Genomic DNA, 17954 nt, shown 5'->3' on the forward strand with positions numbered 1-17954 from the left:
TGGAATTATTGTAATAAGCTGCGGTAGACACGGAAGGCGGAAGGCAGAGAGTACTGCTCCTTAAGACTTTTAAGACTTACCAACCGGATTTTTCCGCACTCATCCGGAGAAGCTGCAGCGTCCGGGACCTGCAGCGGCTTTTGCCGGATGGCATCTGTCAAAGGAAGCTCTAAATCATTTTCTGCCATATAAGAGGATGAAGGGACTGGTGCAAGCTCATCCGCGAGAATCTCGTATCCGATCATATGCCATTCTTTATGTGTAAAAATATGCTTTGCCTCCGGAAGGCGTTTTATCCTAAGTGGTGAAAAACCAAGACTTTGGACGTACCGGAGCGCCTCTTTTTCCAGGAGATGTCCTTCAGTATTAGGAAATTCATAGAGACCCGCCAGCAGACCCCGGGCCGGACGTTTCCGTATGGCAATTTTCATGTCATCGTGAATGAGAAATACCGTCCGGTCTTCCACGGTCCGCTGCTTTTTAGGCGCAGTCATCGGATACGTCTGGATCGTTTCATGGTCAAAGGCATGGCAGCAGATGTTTAACGGACATTGCCCGCAGAGAGGTGTCCCATTGGGAATACAGATCATCGCGCCGAGGTCCATGAGCGCCTGATTAAAATCCCCGGCACCAAGAGATGGCATATGCTCCAGAAACCAGGCGGATGCGGACTTTTTTGCAGCATCCGTTTTTATATTTCCGTTGTATTCTGTCAGTCGTGCAAAGATACGCAGCAGATTTCCATCTACTGCCGGGATCCGCTCTCCAAAAGCGATTGATGCGATGGCGGCAGCCGTGTAAGGTCCGATACCTGCGATTTTAAGGAGCTCCTGGCTGTTGTCCGGCATGACACCATGATACTCCTCCATGATCTGGATCGCGCCCTTATGGAGATTCCGTACTCGGGAGTAATATCCGAGACCCTCCCAGCATTTCATGTAGAGATCCTCAGGGGCTTGAGCGAGAGCTGCGATGTCAGGTAATGCATGAAGGAAGCGGCGGTAATAGTCCTTTACAGCCTCGACTCTTGTCTGCTGCAGCATGATTTCTGATATCCAGACATGGTATGGGGTCGGATCCTCGCGCCATGGAAGGCTGCGTCGATGCGTATTATACCAGCGGAGCAGCTGCATGCTGAAATCCCCGGGATGAAGCTCCGGCATATTCATTCGCAACCTCCTTATAAACAAACGATGAGATAAGATATCAAGAATCATATATCTTTTTTGATTGTTACACAATATACTAAGGATAAAGTGCAGGCAATTGGCACAGGGCAGATGAATTTAATAAACGGAAGCGAAGGCTATGAAATATAAAATTGAACGGGCGGGTGCACTGCCGGCGTATCTGCAGCTTTATCATCAGATCAGAAAGGATATTACCGAGGGGGCATACCGCCTTGGGGACAAGCTTCCGTCCAAACGTATCCTTGCGGAAGAAACCGGCATCTCGGTGATTACGGTGGAACATTGCTATGACCTTTTAACCGAGGAGGGCTATATTGAGTCGCGGGAGCGCAGCGGCTATTTTGCAGCATATCGGGAGGGAGATCTGTTTTCCATGCCGTTGGAATCAGAAACAGCGCAGGAAACACATGAGGATCCGGGACGCGATGGTAGGTTTGAGATCCGGGAGGCGGCGGAGGACCGGAGAGAAGCATTCCCCTTTTCCATCCTGGCGAGAACCATGCGCAGGGTGATTACGGAATACGGCGACAAAATTCTTGTAAAATCTCCTAACAACGGAGTCCCGGAGTTAAGAGAAGCCATCAGCCAGTATCTCAGGAGAAGCCGCGGCATCATGGTAAAGCCGGAGCAGCTGGTGATTGGTTCCGGTGCGGAATATCTCTATACAATCATTGTGCAGATGCTTGGGAGTGAGCGGATTTTCGGATTGGAAGCTCCTTCTTATGATAAGATTCGTAAGGTGTATGAAGCAAGCGGAGTCAAGTGCGACATGTTAAAGCTGGGGAAGGAGGGAATCCGCTCCGGAGAGCTTAAGAGGACACAGGCCTCGGTACTGCATGTGACGCCGTTTAACAGTTATCCGAGCGGAATCACCGCGAGCGCATCTAAACGGAATGAGTACATTCGCTGGGCAGAGGAGCGGGGAGGCATCATCATTGAGGATGATTTTGACTCGGAGTTCTCCATGTCCGCCAAGGCGGAGGACACACTGTTTTCGTTGGAACCGGATCATACGGTGATTTATGTGAATACGTTTTCCGAGACAATTGCGCCATCGGTGCGTATTGGCTATCTGATCCTGCCGGAGGCTCTTGCCGGCACGCTTTGGGAGAGAGTTTCCTTTTATTCCTGTACAGTGCCGGTGTTTGAGCAGTATGTGCTGTCAGAGTTTATCCGGGACGGAGACTTTGAGAGGCATATCAACAGGGTGAGGAGACGCCGGCGACAGCGCAGGGAAAGTATGCTATAATCAGAAAAACAACAGGATCGCGAGGAAATGACTATGAAGGTATTAAAAAATGTTGCGGCTGTGCGGACTGCGTGGAAGTGGAGCGGGGAGTTTCTGCGCCTGATGAGTTTGTCCGGCGCTGTTTGTCTTTTGGACCAGCTTTTTAAAAATGCCATTGATACAGAGCCGGAGGAGAATTTTCCGAGGGAAATGCCAGGGACCAAAGGACAGGTCAAGATCATGCGTGTGCATAATCCGGGCTTTTCCCGGGGAAGATTCGGCACATATCCGGAGTTTGTAAAGCTTGTGTCCATCACGCTGACAGGCTTTCTTGCAGGGGGGCTGCATGCGCTGACAGTGGAGCACCCGGGGAAATTTCAGCTTCGTAAGCTTGGAATTTCCTTTGTCATCGGCGGGGCACTCTCCAACATTCTTGACAGGGTAAGGAAGGGAAAGGTGACGGATTATCTTAATATCAATCTGCCGTGGTTTAGAAAACTGGTTGTGAACATTGCGGATCTGTCCATTTATCTGGGTGGAATTTTGTATGTTATCTCCGCCTTTTTAAGGCGTGATGAATGAAACATCTGTGCATAAAGCAGTACGGCATTATGAGATGAGGCATGCACCAGAGGGCACCGGAGAGCTGGGTACATGCCTCATTTTTGCTTGTCATGCGTAGGTCGATATGATAAAATCCGATTACGTGTGGTCATTTGCCGCATCATAAGTTTGCAACACATAACGTGCGAAAACGTATGTGAATATTTACAGAAGGAAGATGTTCCAATGAATAAGAAAGTCAAAGGATGCCTGGTGCTGCTGCTGACACTGGCGATTACCGCAGGATTTTGTTTCCTCGGATATGTCGGCGCACCGGATATCAAGCTTGGCCTGGATCTGAATGGCGGTGTTTCGATTACGTATCAGACCGTGGATCCTGACCCGACTGCCGAGCAGATGTCCGATACGGTTTATAAGCTTCAGCTGAAAGCACAGGGATACTCCACAGAGGCACAGGTGTATCAGGAGGGCAGCAACCGGATCAATATTGATATCCCGGGTGCAACGGATGCCAATGAGATCCTGGAGGAGCTTGGAGAGCCGGGTACACTGCAGTTTGCAGATGAAAACGGCAACGTGCTGTTAACAGGTGATGATGTTAAAAATGCGACTGCCGGGATGACCGATAAAAGCGGCTCGAGAGAGTATGTGATCGAGCTTACCTTTACCGATGCCGGTGCCGAGAAATTTGCCCAGGCAACTGCAGACAATGTCGGTAAGCCTCTTTACATTATTTATAATGATGAGGTTATTTCTTCCCCAAATGTCCAGGAGGCAATCAGCGGAGGACAGGCTTCCATCACCGGTATTACAGATTATCAGGAGGCAACCAACATTGCATCTACGATCCGGATCGGTGCTCTGCCGGTACAGCTTACAGAGCTTCGTTCCAATGTAATCGGTGCGACCCTTGGACAGGAGGCTATTTCATCTTCGCTTCGCGCAGGTGCAATCGGACTTGGACTCGTAATGCTGTTTATGATCGCGGTATATCTGCTTCCAGGTCTTGCGGCATCCCTTGCCCTTGTTATGTATGTCGGATTGGAGCTTGTGCTTCTGCAGGCATTTGAGGTTACGCTCACGCTGCCAGGTATTGCGGGTATCATCCTGTCAATCGGTATGGCAGTAGATGCCAATGTCATCATCTTTACCCGTATCAAGGAGGAGCTGGGACTTGGCAATAACGTGCATGACGCGATTAAGGCAGGCTACAGCAAGGCACTGTCTGCGATCCTGGATGGAAATATTACAACCCTGATCGCAGCCGCGGTACTGTATCTGAGAGGCTCCGGTACGGTCAAGGGATTTGCGACAACGCTTGCCATCGGTATTGTGATTTCGCTGATTACCGCGCTGTTTGTTACACGCTCCATCATGTGGTGCTTCTATCAGCTTGGTGCTGAGAATCCCAAGCTTTACGGTGTCCGTAAAAAGGCAAAGGTCTTTGATTTTGTAGGCTTCCGCAAAAAGGCATATGCAATTTCTATTGTTGTCATCGCAGCGGGCTTCATCTTTATGGGCGTCAACAAAGCCGGAACCGGCAACTTATTTAACTATGATCTTGATTTCCAGGGAGGTTCCTCAACCAATGTCACCTTTAACGAGGATCTTTCCATGAGTGATATCGATGCCAAGGTGATCCCGGTATTTAAGGAAGTGACCGGAGGTGATTCCTCCACACAGGCGTCCAAGGTTGCCGGAACCAACGAGGTTATCATCAAGACCCGCACACTGACAACGGAGGAGCGTACCGAGCTGTATGACAAGTTGGTAGACACCTTCGGTGTGGATGAAAACAAGATTACAACCGAAAACATTTCCGGAGCTGTGTCCGTGGAGATGAAAAAGGATGCCGCATGGGCATTTGTCATTGCCATCATCTGTATGCTGATCTACATTTGGGTACGTTTCCGCGATTTCCGCTTTGCATCGGCTTCGGTCATTGCGCTGACACATGACGTACTGGTGACGGTTGCATTCTATGCAGGACTCCGCTGGGCTGTCGGCTCCACCTTTATTGCATGTATCCTGACGATTGTGGGTTACTCGATCAATGCGACCATCGTAATTTTTGACCGTATCCGTGAAAACCTGGCAAAGCCGGATGGTCGGAAGGATCTGAAGCTTGCTGTAAATGATGCCGTTTCACAGACGCTGACCCGTTCCATTAATACGTCGCTTACGACATTTATCACCGTACTGGTACTCTTTATCCTTGGAGTGTCGTCCATCCGTGATTTCACCATGCCACTGATGGTTGGTATTGTTTCCGGATGCTGGTCTTCTGTTATGATTGCCGGACCTCTCTGGTATGACCTTACAATGATGAATTCCAAAAATAAGGCTGCCAAGGCAAAGTCCAGCGGTAAAGATAAAAAGAAAGCTGCCAGGGCCGCCGGTAAGAAGGCGGAAGCTTCCGGGCAGAAGTAAATCTTGACGCAGTTCTTGATATCAGATACGATTAAGTCCGACTCCATCATCGAGCCGGACTTTTTTCTTTTTCATTCATTTTATAAAATTACAGATGCAGTCAGGTTATGCGATCCGGAAAAGCATGATCAGAGCATCTGATTTTATTTGGAAACGAGGAGTAACGTAAAAATTATGAAATATGATATTGTCGCAGAGTATGGGAGAGCCAAATCTGCCCATATGGAAACCGTACATGGCACCATTGAAACGCCGGTCTTTATGAATGTCGGAACCGTCGGAGCAATCAAGGGAGCAGTTTCCACCGATGACCTCCGCTGTATCGGGACACAGGTGGAGCTTTCCAACACCTATCACCTCCATGTAAGAACCGGAGATGCCCTTATCAAGCAGTTTGGAGGGCTCCATAAATTTATGAAATGGGATCGCCCGATCCTTACGGATTCCGGCGGATTTCAGGTCTTTAGTCTGGCAGGTACCGGGCGTAAGATTAAGGAGGAGGGTGTGACCTTTCATTCGCATATTGATGGACGCCGGATTTTTATGGGACCGGAGGAGTCCATGCAGATTCAGTCCAATCTGGGCTCAACCATTGCCATGGCCTTTGATGAATGTCCTCCGGCGCTTGCGGAACGCGAATACATCCTGCCCTCAGTTGAGCGCACTACCCGCTGGCTCGAGCGCTGCCGGAAGGAGATGGCAAGGCTCAATGCGCTGCCAGATACCGTAAATCCTCAGCAGCTTCTTTTTGGCATTAATCAAGGGGGTATCCTTGAAGACATTCGTATTCGCCATGCGGACATCATCAGCGGGATGAATCTGGATGGGTATGCCGTCGGCGGTCTTGCGGTCGGAGAAACCCATGAGGAAATGTACCATATCCTGGATGTGGTTGTGCCGCATCTCCCCAGAAAGAAGCCAACCTATCTTATGGGTGTCGGGACACCGGCAAATATCATTGAGAGCGTAGATCGAGGTATCGACTTTTTTGACTGTGTCTACCCTTCCCGCAACGGACGCCACGGACATGTCTATACACATAAGGGCAAGATCAACCTCTTTAATCAGAAGTACGAGCTGGATGCCCGTCCGATCGAGGAGGGATGCAAGTGCCCTGCCTGCGCCGGCTTGAAAAATCCGGATGGGACCTATACCGGCGGATATTCGCGTGCGTATATCCGTCATCTCTTAAAGGCAAAGGAGATGCTTGGTATGCGGCTTTGCGTACTGCATAACCTGTATTTTTATAATCACCTTACAGAGGAAATCCGTGGAGCCATCCGGGGAGGTACCTGGGATGAGTGGAAAAAAGAGGCTCTCAATACCTTAGGAACCTATGATCGTGGAGAAGAGTAAAATATGATGCCAAAGAAGAAACACCGGGAGGATGTACGCAACAGTATCGTGCGTATGATTATTGTAGGTCTTTCTGTATGCCTGCAGATCACGTGGTTTGCTTTGGTAGTTCTCCGTCTCAATGAGAATTACCTTGTGATATCGCTGATCACGAGGCTCGTGACGATACTGGTTGTTCTCGGAATCTTTGGCAAGCATACAGCTCCGGACATCAAGCTCTCCTGGATCCTTTTTATTATGGCGCTGCCAATCCTGGGTCTTACGTTTTATCTCTTAAGTAACCGCTCTAATTTTATTAAGACTATGCGCAGGAAATTTGAGCGGATTGACCGGAAGATTAAGGCAGCTTTCCCTGATGATACGGAGGTCTTTTGTGAGCTCAGGCAGGAGAATCCGGAAGTGGCGAATCAGATGTATTTTTTAAAGCATAGCTGTGGGTTTCCTGTGTATCATAATACGGACGTGGTTTATTATAAGGAAGCAATTGATGCGATTATTGCGCAGAGAGATGCGTTAAAAAAGGCAGAGAAGTTCATTTTCATGGAGTATCATGCCATCGAGGACAGGCAGGCCTTTCAGCAGATCAAGGATGTGCTGATTGAGAGAGCCCGCGCCGGAGTGGAGGTTCGCCTGTTTTACGATGATGTAGGCTCGGTCGGCTTTATCAATCCGCAGTTCATAAAGGAAATGCGGCAAAATGGTGTTGAGTGCAGAGTCTTTAATCCATTGATTCCGGTTGTGAATCTCTTTATGAATAACCGTGATCATCGTAAAATTACGGTGATTGATGGCAAGGTTGGTTTTACCGGCGGCTATAACCTTGCCAATGAATACTTTAATGTCACGCATCCGTATGGTTACTGGAAGGACACAGGCATCAGACTTTCCGGAGATGCAGTGCGGACGCTTACACTTTTGTTTCTGGAGATGTGGAATGCAATCGAGGAAACAGATCACGATTTAAGCCGGTTTCTGCCGGAATTTCCGTATCAGGCAAGAAACAGCGGCTATTGTGTGCCGTTTGGGGACTCTCCCCTTGATGAAATTCATACCGGTGAGGATGTCTATATGAACATGATCCGGAGTGCAAAGGGGTATGTATATATAGCAACTCCCTATCTGATTCTTACAGACGGTATGATCCGGGAGTTAAGCATGGCTGCGAGGCGCGGAGTGGATGTCCGGATTGTAACGCCCGGCATCCCTGATAAAAAAATTGTATATGGAATCACAAGATCCTTTTACAATGCACTGGTGAGAACCGGTGTCAGGATTTATGAGTATACTCCCGGATTTATTCACGCCAAAATGACCTTGGTGGATGATGAGCTCTGCACGATTGGAACCATCAATTATGACTATAGAAGCTTCTATCATCATTTTGAGAATGCAGTACTGCTCTATCATTATCCCTGCCTTCGCCATGTCAAAGAGGATTTTCAGGAGATTTTTAACGGATCCTGTGAAGTCACAGACAAATATGCCGGAAAACGTCCTACAAGCATGCGCATCTGGCAGTGTATTTTACGTTTGTTTGCACCGCTTTTGTAAGATATCCGAAGGTCGGGGCATAGAGCATATAGAATCTGGCAAGAGCAATGCTCATCCCCTACTGGAGCGGCAGAGCGGAAATGTCAACGCTGATTGTTTTTCCAAAGATACCAGAGACCCTTGAGCAGGAGATGTTCATCGACGATGATGCTGTGTCTTGAGACCTTGCATACGGTAGCAGCCGGACCTCCCGTGGCTACAATGGATGCAGGCTCTCCGACAGACTCGATAAAGCGGTCGATAATGCCGTCAAGCGCACCTGCAGAGCCATAGAGAATGCCTGCCTTCATGGATTCCTGGGTGGAAGTCGCGATGATTTTTCTGGCAGGCGCGAGATCGATCGAAGGCAGGAGGGAGGTCTCTTTTGTGAGAGCATTGAGCGACAGCATAACACCGGGCATAATGACACCTCCAATATAGGCTCCGGACTGGTTTACCACAGTGACGGTTGTGGCAGTGCCCATGTCAATGATAAAGCAGGGCAGAGGGTATTCATTTTTGACGGCAACGGCAGCGGTGACCAGGTCCCCGGCAACTGTCCCCGGATCATCAATCTGTATCCGGAGTCCGGTACGGATCCCGGCGCCTACAATGAGCGCGGTTTTTCCGGTTACCAGCCGAAGCGCGGATTTCAGGATATCTGTAAGCATTGGAACGACAGAGGAAATAATGACACCCTCAATGCCGGATGGGTCAATCCTGAGCATTTCCAGGATCCGTTCTATTTCCGATGCGTATTCAAACTCGGTCTTCTTTTTATTGCTCTCGATGCGGAAAACCTGCGAAATATTTCTGGTTCCGTTAATCAAGCCGAGCACCGTGTGGGTATTGCCGCAGTCCACTGCAAGTATCATGGAAGTCCCTCCTAAAGCGTTTACGTCTTATATTCTAAATTGCTGGTGATCTATGTTGCATGATCCGTAGTACGTTGCTTTTTCACCTCATTATACAAGGGAAAAGAAAAACTTGCTATAGGGTAATCCGGAGGCTTATGGAAGCGGTTACGAGGGATTGATGTAAGTATCTTCGGGAAATACGATGATTTCGTATCAAGCCTGGAAACGGCCGATTCATCGCCCGGCAGGGTGGATGCAAGCAGTATACTTGTAAGTTATCCGGAAATTATGCTATTATGACTTTGTATTGTGACGATACAGAAGAAACTAAGGGTAAACGGGCAAAAACAAATGGATATCATTCAGGATAAATGTATTTTATATGAGTCTCAAAAAGGTGCAGAGCAAAGGCTGCAGGTGGGCATCCATTGGGATGATGTTCCTACGCTTCTGTATTTTAAGTCAGGACAATATAACCTTACCATTAATATGGTAGAGCATGAGATCAGCGATGAATGCTTTGCTTTTATTAATGCAGGTGACCTTTATAAGCTGGAGTCCCTGGGGGATGAGACCGGGGAGGAATTTGCGATACCTGTGGATCTTGCCGGCATTCAGTTCAGAGAGGACAATCCGGTACAGCTTAGACTTTTGCGGCCTTTGATGGAGGGAAAACTGCACTTTCCTGATTTCATTACGGTTTCCGACCTCGGATTTCTTATGGTGCTGCATATTGTAAACGATATTATCCAGCGCTATCATGAGGAAGGACGTAAGCAGGGCTCCATTGCAGGCAGCTGCAGGTATACGCTGGAAACGGTGGCAAATCAGCTTATTTTAAAGTCGGAGCTGCTTAAGCTGATCGGAAAGCTGGACGCGTTTGGCTTGCTGCGAGAGGTTGATCCGGCAGCAGAAGAGGACCGGCAGGTTAAAGTGATCAAGGACTCTGTCAATTATATCCGGGAGCATTATCATGAAAAAATATATATTCATGATCTGTCTCAGCTCACAGATTTAAACGAGCAGTATTTTATCCGCTTTTTTGGCAGTGTGATCGGCATTTCTCCGCTTGAGTACATTAACCGCTACCGGATCCAGCGGGCGGCGGAGCTGTTACGTACGACAGACAAGCATGCCTACGAAATTGCAGAGGCATGCGGATTTCATAATATAGGTAACTTTATCAAGATTTTCCGTTCCATCATCGGAGTGACACCGCACAGGTACCGCAAAAATTTTGGAATTGAAGTAAAGGATTAAATGTAAAAGGAGCAGTTAGTTTATATGACTTTTTATTTTCCCGCAATCATTACAAAACAGGAGCAAGGCTTCCGTGTTGATTTTGTAGATCTTGAAGGCTGCTATGGCAGCGGTAACGACATGGAAAGCGCACTGGAGGACGCAAGATATCAAGGCGTCAACTGGATGCTGACAGAAATCGAGGAGCACAACGACCTGCCAATGCAGACCCACCTCGACGACATCCCCGTGCAGGAGAACCAGACCAAAACCATGATCGCCCTCCGCATGCCAAGAGAAGGATGGGATGAGTGAGTAACTGAGTTTGCATCAGGCAAACTCAGTTACGACATGGCAACGATCTCTGATCGTTGTCCCGCAGGGATTGTGAGAGGACTCCCAGTCCGAACACAACCCCCCATCTGTAGCGGGATGAGGCAAACTCCGGAACGACATGGCAACGATCTCTGATCGTTGTCCCGCAGGGATTGTGAGAGGACTCCCAGTCCTCACACAACCACCACCCGTAGCGGGATGAAGCAAACTCAGATACGACATGGCAACGATCTCTGATCGTTGTCCCGCAGGGATTGTGAGAGGACTCCCAGTCCTCTCACAACCACCCTTTTTCCTCCCTTGTTTTTTTACCCCTTCTATGATATAGTATTTCGGAACTTAACAACGGAAGCACTTTGACAGGAGGAAATATTGAACACTCTTCTTAAAAATGCGCAGATATTTACAAGGAACGGATTCCGTAAGCAGGATATAGTCATTTCTGATCGGAAGGTCTTGTTAAGTTTTTCAGAAAACGAAATCGCTATAGATGCCGTTTATGACTTAAACGGCTTGTTTATTATTCCGGGCTTCGCAGATGTACACGTACATTTGCGTGAGCCCGGTTTTTCGTATAAGGAAACGATCCGAACCGGCTCTGAGGCAGGCGCACATGGAGGCTATACCGCCATCTGTGCCATGCCCAATCTGAAGCCGGTTCCTTCCACTCTGGAAAACCTGAAAAAAGAAATGGAAATCATCGAGAAGGATGCGGTGATTCATGTATATCCCTATGGCGCCATTACCCGGAATCAAAGCGGCAGAGGGGAGCTCGGAGACATGGAAGAGATTGCACCCTATGTCTGCGCCTTTACCGATGATGGCAAGGGTATGCAGGAGACATCCGGGATGCGGGAAGCCATGGTACGCGCTGCAAAACTCAACAAGATGATTGTCGCACACTGTGAGGACGAGGGGGAGCTGAAACCGGGCGGATGCATCCATGACGGGGAGTATGCAAGGCTCCATCACCATGTGGGAATCAACAGCGCTTCCGAGTGGAAGCAGGTGAAGCGTGATGTGCAGCTGGCAGAGGAAACCGGCGTACATTACCATGTCTGCCATGTTTCTACCAAGGAGTCGGTGGCAATCATCCGGGACGCCAAGAGCCGGGGCGTACATGTAACATGTGAGACCGGACCGCACTACCTCATGTTTACGGACATGGATCTCCAGGAGGACGGCAAGTGGAAAATGAATCCGCCGATCCGCAGCGCAGCGGACAGACATGCGCTGCTGGAGGGCATTAAGGATGGCACGATCGACTGCATTATCACAGATCACGCACCGCATTCCAAAGATGAAAAATCAAAGGGACTGGATGGGAGCGCCTTTGGCATTGTCGGGCTGGAGACTTCATTCCCTGCACTATATCATAACCTTGTATTAAGAGATCCGGAGCATCCGGAGAGCGGCAAAGGTGCCATTACGCTGGAGAAGCTTATCGAGCTCATGTCTGTAAACCCACGTCAGGTCTTTTCCCTGCCGGGACCGGAGTTTATTGAGGACGGAGCTGATGCGGATCTTACAGTTCTCGATCTCGCACCAGTCTGGAACGTAGATGTAAATCAGTTTTACTCTATGGGACACAGTACCTTGTTTGACGGCATGGAGGTACAGGGACAGGTTGTCAGCACCTTTGTTGCAGGGCAGGAGGTTTATAACAGAGAGAAAGGAATACTGGCATGAAGGACATAGAATTTAAAATCCTTGAGAACCGGGAAATCGCAAGAGATGTTTTCCGCATGGTTCTGGACGGCGACACCTCGGAGATCACAGCGCCGGGTCAGTTTGTAAATATCTCGCTTCCCGGTCGGTATTTAAGACGCCCGATCTCCATCTGCGACTGGTCCAAAAACAAGCTCACACTGATTTACAAGGTCGTAGGACACGGCACAGAGGATATGAGCTATATGGAAACAGGCGAATATCTCCGCGCGCTGATGCCGCTCGGAAACGGTTATGACATTGCTGTCGCTCCTGAAAATCCGGTGGTGGCTGGCGGAGGTGTAGGCGTGCCGCCGCTCTATGCCTTAACCAGAAAGCTTGTAGAGGCGAGAAAGCATCCATATGTCGCGCTTGGATTTAATTCCAAGGAAGATGTATTTTATGAGGACGAGTTCCGTGCGCTGGGTGTTCCTGTAAATGTAGCGACGGTGGACGGCAGCTACGGCAAAAAGGGTTTTGTAACCGATTTGATTGGTGACCACTCTTACGCTTTTTCCTGCGGACCGCTCCCGATGCTTAAGGCGGTTTATAGCAGGGTGCAGGACGGTCAGTTCAGCTTTGAAGCAAGGATGGGCTGCGGCTTTGGTGCGTGCATGGGCTGCAGTACCCGCACAAAGGATGGCTATAAACGGATCTGCAAGGATGGTCCGGTTCTTTCATGGAAGGAGATCGTATGGTAGACATCAGTACAGAACTTTCAGGGATTCACCTTGACAACCCTGTGATCCCTGCATCCGGTACCTTCGGTTATGGCAGAGAGTACTGGGATCTTTATGATCTGGATATCCTTGGGTCTATCAGCATCAAGGGAACGACCGTGGAGGAGAGATACGGAAACGAGCTTCCGAGGATAGCGGAATGTCCGGATGGTCTGATTAATTCCGTCGGTCTGCAGAATCCCGGTATGGATGCCGTCATTCACGAGGAAATCCCGGAGCTTGCGAAGCATTTCCATAAGCCTTTGATTGCCAATGTTTCCGGCTTCAGCATCCCGGAATATGTACGACTTGCGGAAGCCATGGATGCTGTAAAGGAGGTAGGGATCCTTGAGGTGAATGTTTCCTGCCCCAATGTACACGGAGGAGGCATGGCATTCGGCACCAGCTGCCAAAATGTTGCAGAGGTGACGCGGGAAGTTAAGAAGGTCACATCCAAGCCGGTGTATATTAAGCTGAGCCCCAATGTGACGGACATTGCATCCATTGCCAAGGCGGCGGAAGATGCGGGAGCAGACGGACTGTCTCTCATTAACACGCTGCTTGGCATGCGGATCGATATCCGGAGGAGACAGCCGGTGATTGCCAATAAAATGGGAGGCTTTTCCGGTCCTGCGATTTTTCCGGTTGCGGTCCGGATGGTGTATCAGGTGGCGAAGGCAGTGAAAATTCCGCTCATCGGCATGGGAGGAGTTTCCTCCGCAGAGGATGTGATTGAGATGATGATGGCAGGAGCAAGCGCGGTACAGGTAGGAGCTGCCAATCTGGTCAACCCCTTTGCCTGTCAGCAGATCATTGAGGATCTGCCGGAGCTTTGCCGGGAGTTAAAGATTGAGAAGCTGTCCGATGTGATCGGTGTCATAGCATAAGGAGGAAACAATGGGAAAGGACGTAATCATTGCACTCGATTTTCCAAATGCAGAGGAGACCTATGCATTTCTTGATAAGTTTACAGGGAGGAAGCCCTTTGTAAAGATTGGCATGGAGCTCTTTTATGCCGAGGGACCGGAGATTGTAAAAAAGATCAAGGCAAGAGGCCATAAGATTTTCCTGGACTTAAAGCTTCACGATATCCCAAACACAGTAAAGGGAGGCATGCAGTCGCTTCGGGATCTGGGTGTGGATATGACCAACGTGCATGCGGCTGGCGGAGTCAAGATGATGCAGGCTGCTGTCGAGGGACTTACCAGAGAGGATGGAACCCGTCCGCTTCTGATTGCTGTTACACAGCTTACCTCTACCTCACAGGAAATGATGACAAATGAGCTTCTGATTGATCGTCCGATTGAGGATGTGGTAGTGCAGTATGCTGAAAATGCCAAAGCGGCAGGTCTGGACGGCGTTGTATGCTCTCCGCTGGAAGCTGGTAAAATTCATACAGAAGTCGGCGCAGGCTTTTTAACTGTGACACCCGGTATCCGTTTTGCAGGAGATGCCAAGGGAGACCAGTCGAGAGTGACCACACCGGAAAAGGCAAGAGAGATCGGCTCGGATTATATTGTGGTCGGCCGTTCCATTACCAAGGCAGTGGATCCGGTGGCGGCCTACGAGCGCGCTATGCAGGACTTTGTCGGCTGAGGTCAGCAAGAGGGGCAATACGAAGGACGATAAGAAGCGCAGCAAGACACGCTGGTGGCAGGTACGGAAGTACGCAGGTATTTAACAGAGGTTTGGATTTAAAAGGAGATTAGCTATGGCAACAAAGGAAGATATTGCAAAGGGACTGCTTTCTATTAAGGCGGTGTTTCTGAGACCGGATGAGCCTTTTACATGGGCAAGCGGCATCAAATCCCCGATTTACTGTGATAACCGTCTGGTGCTTTCCTATCCGGAGGTGCGTTCCATGGTGGAGCATGCCATTGCGGATAAGGTCCGGGAGCTGTATCCGGAGGCAGAGGCACTGGAGGGTACCAGTACTGCAGGTATTGCGCATGCAGCGATCGCAGCGGATATTCTGGGACTGCCTATGGGATATGTCCGTGGATCTGCCAAGGATCATGGCCGTAAAAATCAGATTGAAGGACGCCTGGAAAAGGGAGAGAAGGTAGTCGTCATCGAGGATCTGATTTCCACCGGCGGATCGGTACTGGACTGCGTGAATCCGCTCCGGGAGGCTGGCGCGGATGTGCTTGGCATTATCTCGATCTTTACCTATGGCATGCAGAAGGGTCTCGACAGGCTTAAGGCAGCGGATATCTGCAATACAAGTCTTTGTGATCTGGATACGCTTGTTAAGGTTGCTGTCGAGGAAAACTACATTAAGCCGGAGGATGAGGCAAAGCTTCTCAAGTTCCGTGACAATCCTTCGGATGAGAGCTGGATGACACACAAGGGCTGAGGAGGAACGGCTGGAAATGAAAGGTAAAGCAAGAAGTATTATCAATATCCTGGATCTCTCTGTAGAGGAGCTGGAGCATCTTTTTACACTTGCGGATGACATAGAGAGAAATCCGGAGAAATATCAGGACCGCTGCGCACACAAGCAGCTTGCAACATTGTTTTATGAACCGTCTACCCGTACGAGACTCTCCTTTGAGTCTGCCATGCTGGCACTTGGAGGACAGACGCTGGGCTTTGCCGGGGCATCCAGCTCCAGTGCGTCCAAAGGCGAGTCGGTTGCAGATACCATTTCCGTGATGTCCAATTATGTGGACATTATCGCTATGCGTCACCCGAAGGAGGGCGCGCCGGTGGTTGCCGCGATGCACACAACGGTACCGTTTATCAATGCCGGTGATGGCGGACATTTTCATCCGACGCAGACGCTTGCGGATCTGCTCACCATACGGAGAACAAAACAGAGGCTTAGCGGACTTACGATCGGACTCTGCGGCGACCTGAAATTTGGACGGACGGTACACAGTCTGATTGACGCAATGCTCAGGTATCCAGATAACCGCTATATTTTAATTTCACCTGAAGAACTGAGGCTTCCGGAGTATGAAATTGATAAGCTGCATGATGCCGGTGCGGAATTTGAGGAGACCCGTTCCCTGGAGGAGGCCATTCCGAAGCTTGACATCCTGTACATGACCCGTGTACAGAAGGAGCGCTTCTTTAACGAGGAGGATTACGTAAGACTCAAGGACATTTACATTCTCACTCCGGACAAGCTTAAGAGCGCCAAGGCGGATATGGCAATCCTGCATCCACTGCCGAGAGTCAATGAGATTTCCGTGGCAGTTGATCAGGATCCGAGAGCAAAGTATTTTTATCAGACACTTTGCGGCAAGCAGATGCGTATGGCTTTGATCCTGTACCTGCTGGGACTGGATCAGTAAGGGGGGGATGCAGCATGAATGTTGATGGAATCGAAAATGGAATCGTACTGGATCATATCAGTGCAGGCAAAGCAATGCTGGTTTACAAATATCTGCATCTGGACCGCCTGAGCTCGCAGGTCGCGTTGATACAGAACTGCACCTCGCATAAGATGGGCAGAAAGGATATCGTAAAGATTTCCGAGGATCTGGACCTGGATCTGGATGTACTTGGCTACATTGATCCGGGCATTACCGTGAACTATATCAAAAACGGACAGCGTGTAGCTAAAAAAAGTCTGCAGCTTCCGGAAACGCTGACCAATGTGCTGGCATGTAAAAATCCGCGCTGCATTACTTCTACTGAGCAGGAGCTGCCGCAGATTTTTAAGATTGTGGACCGCAGCAAGGCTTTGTACCGCTGCGCTTACTGTGACACCATTGTAAAAAAAGAAGAGTTGAATTAAAGCTTTGTAAGTTAGAAGCCAGGAGCCATGGGGAGGAAGCTGCCCTGTGGCTCTTTTTGATATGCTTTTTGACAATGCTTTGCATTTTAAATACTCTGCTTTGCATCGCTTGTTACAATACCGTGTTCAATATCGTTTTTAGTGACTACAGGGCCGGCAATTGACATTGTTTCCGGCGACCGGTAAAATTAAGTTCACATTGTTGTGAGGGAAATATGACAGAGGATTGTAATTATCATAAAACATATCAAGGACTCGTGGCATTTGATCTGGATCATACACTACTGGACCATAAGACCTGGCAGATCACTCCATCGGCATTAGATGCCATACGTAAGCTTCAGGAAAAGCATTATCTTACGGTTATCGCCTCCGGCAGAAATATGCATGCCCCATATAGCGTGGAGTATCTAAATCAAGTTAAGCCGGATGCGTTAGTGCATATGAATGGCACACGTGTGGAGTATGGTACGGAGGTCCTGCAGGATCACCGGATGGATGTCGGGCTTCTTAAGCGGGTGCTGGAGTTCTGCGAGGGACATGGTCTTGCCGTAGGGATGCAGATTGATGAAGTGGATTATTTTACCTGGCCGGATCAGGTGGTAAAGCATGATATGGACTACTGGGGCAGCAGTGAGAGAAATTTTGACGCTCCGGAAAAACTCCTGGAGCTTCCCGTGCGTGCACTTGCCTACTGCGGTGACAAGGCAGGAGCGGATGAGCTTGCCGGAGCATTCCCGGAGCTCTCTGTGCTGATGTTTTCCAAGGATACCGGAGCAGACGTGTTTGAAAAAGGCTTTTCCAAGGCGGACGGGCTGCACCTCCTTGCAGAAAAGCTGGGGATCGACTGGCAGAGAACCTATGCATTTGGAGACAGTCATAATGACAGAAGCATGCTTGAAGCAGTGAGCTGTGGCATCGCTATGGGTAATGCCGTACCGGAGATTAAAGAGATTGCTGACTATGTCACGGATGCAATCGACCAGGATGGAATCTATCATGCGCTCATATATTTCGGGTTGATTTCGTAAGAGGCAGATAGCTGCGTGCCGG

Annotated in this window: 17 protein-coding genes; 15 read left to right on the forward strand and 2 right to left on the reverse strand. The window is 49.3% G+C overall.

The genetic code is table 11. The features are described 5' to 3' along the window. Positions 1-5 precede the first annotated feature (5 nt). Positions 6-1169 carry an A/G-specific adenine glycosylase gene (mutY, locus tag ACTNEN_RS11475; protein ID WP_441206612.1) on the reverse strand — a complete coding sequence of 388 codons (1164 nt, stop codon included), beginning with the start codon at positions 1167-1169 and terminating at the stop codon, positions 6-8. 139 nt (positions 1170-1308) lie between these two features. On the opposite strand from mutY, the gene pdxR reads away from it, so the two are divergent. The 5 genes from pdxR to cls all read left to right on the forward strand — a co-directional run bounded on the left by pdxR (position 1309) and on the right by cls (position 8319). After that, positions 1309-2439 carry a MocR-like pyridoxine biosynthesis transcription factor PdxR gene (gene pdxR, locus ACTNEN_RS11480; protein ID WP_441206613.1) on the forward strand — a complete coding sequence of 377 codons (1131 nt, stop codon included), beginning with the start codon at positions 1309-1311 and terminating at the stop codon, positions 2437-2439. Positions 2440-2472: 33 nt separating this feature from the next. Further along, positions 2473-3000 (forward strand): signal peptidase II, encoded by a 528-nt coding sequence (locus tag ACTNEN_RS11485; protein WP_441206615.1) that lies wholly within the window; start codon positions 2473-2475, stop codon positions 2998-3000. A gap of 207 nt (positions 3001-3207) precedes the next feature. Beyond that, positions 3208-5412, forward strand: a complete 2205-nt coding sequence (gene secD / locus ACTNEN_RS11490) for a protein translocase subunit SecD (RefSeq protein WP_441206617.1) — start codon at positions 3208-3210, stop codon at positions 5410-5412. Between the two features lie 174 nt (positions 5413-5586). Then, positions 5587-6768, forward strand: a complete 1182-nt coding sequence (gene tgt, locus ACTNEN_RS11495; RefSeq protein ID WP_441206618.1) for a tRNA guanosine(34) transglycosylase Tgt — start codon at positions 5587-5589, stop codon at positions 6766-6768. 3 nt (positions 6769-6771) lie between these two features. Continuing rightward, on the forward strand, positions 6772-8319 hold the full coding sequence (gene cls / locus ACTNEN_RS11500; RefSeq protein WP_441206619.1) for a cardiolipin synthase: 1548 nt from the start codon (positions 6772-6774) through the stop codon (positions 8317-8319). Positions 8320-8402: 83 nt separating this feature from the next. Here the strand turns inward: cls and ACTNEN_RS11505 are convergent, their stop codons facing one another. Next, positions 8403-9173: a type III pantothenate kinase gene (locus ACTNEN_RS11505; RefSeq protein WP_441206621.1), complete on the reverse strand. Its 771-nt coding sequence runs from the start codon at positions 9171-9173 to the stop codon at positions 8403-8405. 333 nt (positions 9174-9506) lie between these two features. Here ACTNEN_RS11505 and ACTNEN_RS11510 point away from each other — a divergent pair, with 333 nt between their 5' ends. The 10 genes from ACTNEN_RS11510 to ACTNEN_RS11555 all read left to right on the forward strand — a co-directional run bounded on the left by ACTNEN_RS11510 (position 9507) and on the right by ACTNEN_RS11555 (position 17932). After that, positions 9507-10415, forward strand: coding sequence for a helix-turn-helix transcriptional regulator (locus ACTNEN_RS11510; protein ID WP_441206623.1), 909 nt, complete (start codon positions 9507-9509; stop codon positions 10413-10415). A gap of 24 nt (positions 10416-10439) precedes the next feature. Further along, positions 10440-10709, forward strand: a complete 270-nt coding sequence (locus ACTNEN_RS11515) for a type II toxin-antitoxin system HicB family antitoxin (RefSeq protein ID WP_441206624.1) — start codon at positions 10440-10442, stop codon at positions 10707-10709. Between the two features lie 393 nt (positions 10710-11102). After that, positions 11103-12419 carry a dihydroorotase gene (locus tag ACTNEN_RS11520; RefSeq protein WP_441206626.1) on the forward strand — a complete coding sequence of 439 codons (1317 nt, stop codon included), beginning with the start codon at positions 11103-11105 and terminating at the stop codon, positions 12417-12419. Further along, complete coding sequence (locus ACTNEN_RS11525; RefSeq protein ID WP_441206627.1) at positions 12416-13138, forward strand: dihydroorotate dehydrogenase electron transfer subunit; 723 nt, start codon at positions 12416-12418, stop codon at positions 13136-13138. Before ACTNEN_RS11520 ends, ACTNEN_RS11525 begins: the two co-directional genes overlap by 4 nt. Then, positions 13132-14043 carry a dihydroorotate dehydrogenase gene (locus ACTNEN_RS11530; RefSeq protein ID WP_441206629.1) on the forward strand — a complete coding sequence of 304 codons (912 nt, stop codon included), beginning with the start codon at positions 13132-13134 and terminating at the stop codon, positions 14041-14043. The genes ACTNEN_RS11525 and ACTNEN_RS11530 overlap by 7 nt, the downstream gene beginning before the upstream one ends. 10 nt (positions 14044-14053) lie before the next feature. Further along, positions 14054-14752, forward strand: coding sequence for an orotidine-5'-phosphate decarboxylase (pyrF, locus tag ACTNEN_RS11535; protein ID WP_441206631.1), 699 nt, complete (start codon positions 14054-14056; stop codon positions 14750-14752). A gap of 115 nt (positions 14753-14867) precedes the next feature. Further along, positions 14868-15512 carry an orotate phosphoribosyltransferase gene (gene pyrE, locus ACTNEN_RS11540; RefSeq protein ID WP_441206633.1) on the forward strand — a complete coding sequence of 215 codons (645 nt, stop codon included), beginning with the start codon at positions 14868-14870 and terminating at the stop codon, positions 15510-15512. 16 nt (positions 15513-15528) lie between these two features. Next, the gene (gene pyrB, locus ACTNEN_RS11545; protein WP_441206635.1) at positions 15529-16455 is read left to right on the forward strand and encodes an aspartate carbamoyltransferase; all 927 of its coding nucleotides are present in this window, start codon (positions 15529-15531) and stop codon (positions 16453-16455) included. 14 nt (positions 16456-16469) lie between these two features. Further along, positions 16470-16901, forward strand: a complete 432-nt coding sequence (locus tag ACTNEN_RS11550; protein ID WP_441206636.1) for an aspartate carbamoyltransferase regulatory subunit — start codon at positions 16470-16472, stop codon at positions 16899-16901. Between the two features lie 215 nt (positions 16902-17116). Then, positions 17117-17932: a Cof-type HAD-IIB family hydrolase gene (locus ACTNEN_RS11555; protein WP_441206637.1), complete on the forward strand. Its 816-nt coding sequence runs from the start codon at positions 17117-17119 to the stop codon at positions 17930-17932. Positions 17933-17954 lie beyond the last annotated feature (22 nt).

It is taken from the genome of Oribacterium sp. HCP28S3_H8 (assembly GCF_052064775.1).
Lineage (GTDB): Bacteria > Bacillota > Clostridia > Lachnospirales > Lachnospiraceae > Oribacterium.

Coding starts and splice junctions, on each gene's coding strand:
- mutY (WP_441206612.1), bottom strand. CDS start 1,169: ATGAATATGCCGGAGCTTCATCCCGGGGATTTCAGCATGCAGCTGCTC.
- pdxR (WP_441206613.1), top strand. CDS start 1,309: ATGAAATATAAAATTGAACGGGCGGGTGCACTGCCGGCGTATCTGCAG.
- ACTNEN_RS11485 (WP_441206615.1), top strand. CDS start 2,473: ATGAAGGTATTAAAAAATGTTGCGGCTGTGCGGACTGCGTGGAAGTGG.
- secD (WP_441206617.1), top strand. CDS start 3,208: ATGAATAAGAAAGTCAAAGGATGCCTGGTGCTGCTGCTGACACTGGCG.
- tgt (WP_441206618.1), top strand. CDS start 5,587: ATGAAATATGATATTGTCGCAGAGTATGGGAGAGCCAAATCTGCCCAT.
- cls (WP_441206619.1), top strand. CDS start 6,772: ATGATGCCAAAGAAGAAACACCGGGAGGATGTACGCAACAGTATCGTG.
- ACTNEN_RS11505 (WP_441206621.1), bottom strand. CDS start 9,173: ATGATACTTGCAGTGGACTGCGGCAATACCCACACGGTGCTCGGCTTG.
- ACTNEN_RS11510 (WP_441206623.1), top strand. CDS start 9,507: ATGGATATCATTCAGGATAAATGTATTTTATATGAGTCTCAAAAAGGT.
- ACTNEN_RS11515 (WP_441206624.1), top strand. CDS start 10,440: ATGACTTTTTATTTTCCCGCAATCATTACAAAACAGGAGCAAGGCTTC.
- ACTNEN_RS11525 (WP_441206627.1), top strand. CDS start 12,416: ATGAAGGACATAGAATTTAAAATCCTTGAGAACCGGGAAATCGCAAGA.
- ACTNEN_RS11530 (WP_441206629.1), top strand. CDS start 13,132: ATGGTAGACATCAGTACAGAACTTTCAGGGATTCACCTTGACAACCCT.
- pyrF (WP_441206631.1), top strand. CDS start 14,054: ATGGGAAAGGACGTAATCATTGCACTCGATTTTCCAAATGCAGAGGAG.
- pyrE (WP_441206633.1), top strand. CDS start 14,868: ATGGCAACAAAGGAAGATATTGCAAAGGGACTGCTTTCTATTAAGGCG.
- pyrB (WP_441206635.1), top strand. CDS start 15,529: ATGAAAGGTAAAGCAAGAAGTATTATCAATATCCTGGATCTCTCTGTA.
- ACTNEN_RS11550 (WP_441206636.1), top strand. CDS start 16,470: ATGAATGTTGATGGAATCGAAAATGGAATCGTACTGGATCATATCAGT.
- ACTNEN_RS11555 (WP_441206637.1), top strand. CDS start 17,117: ATGACAGAGGATTGTAATTATCATAAAACATATCAAGGACTCGTGGCA.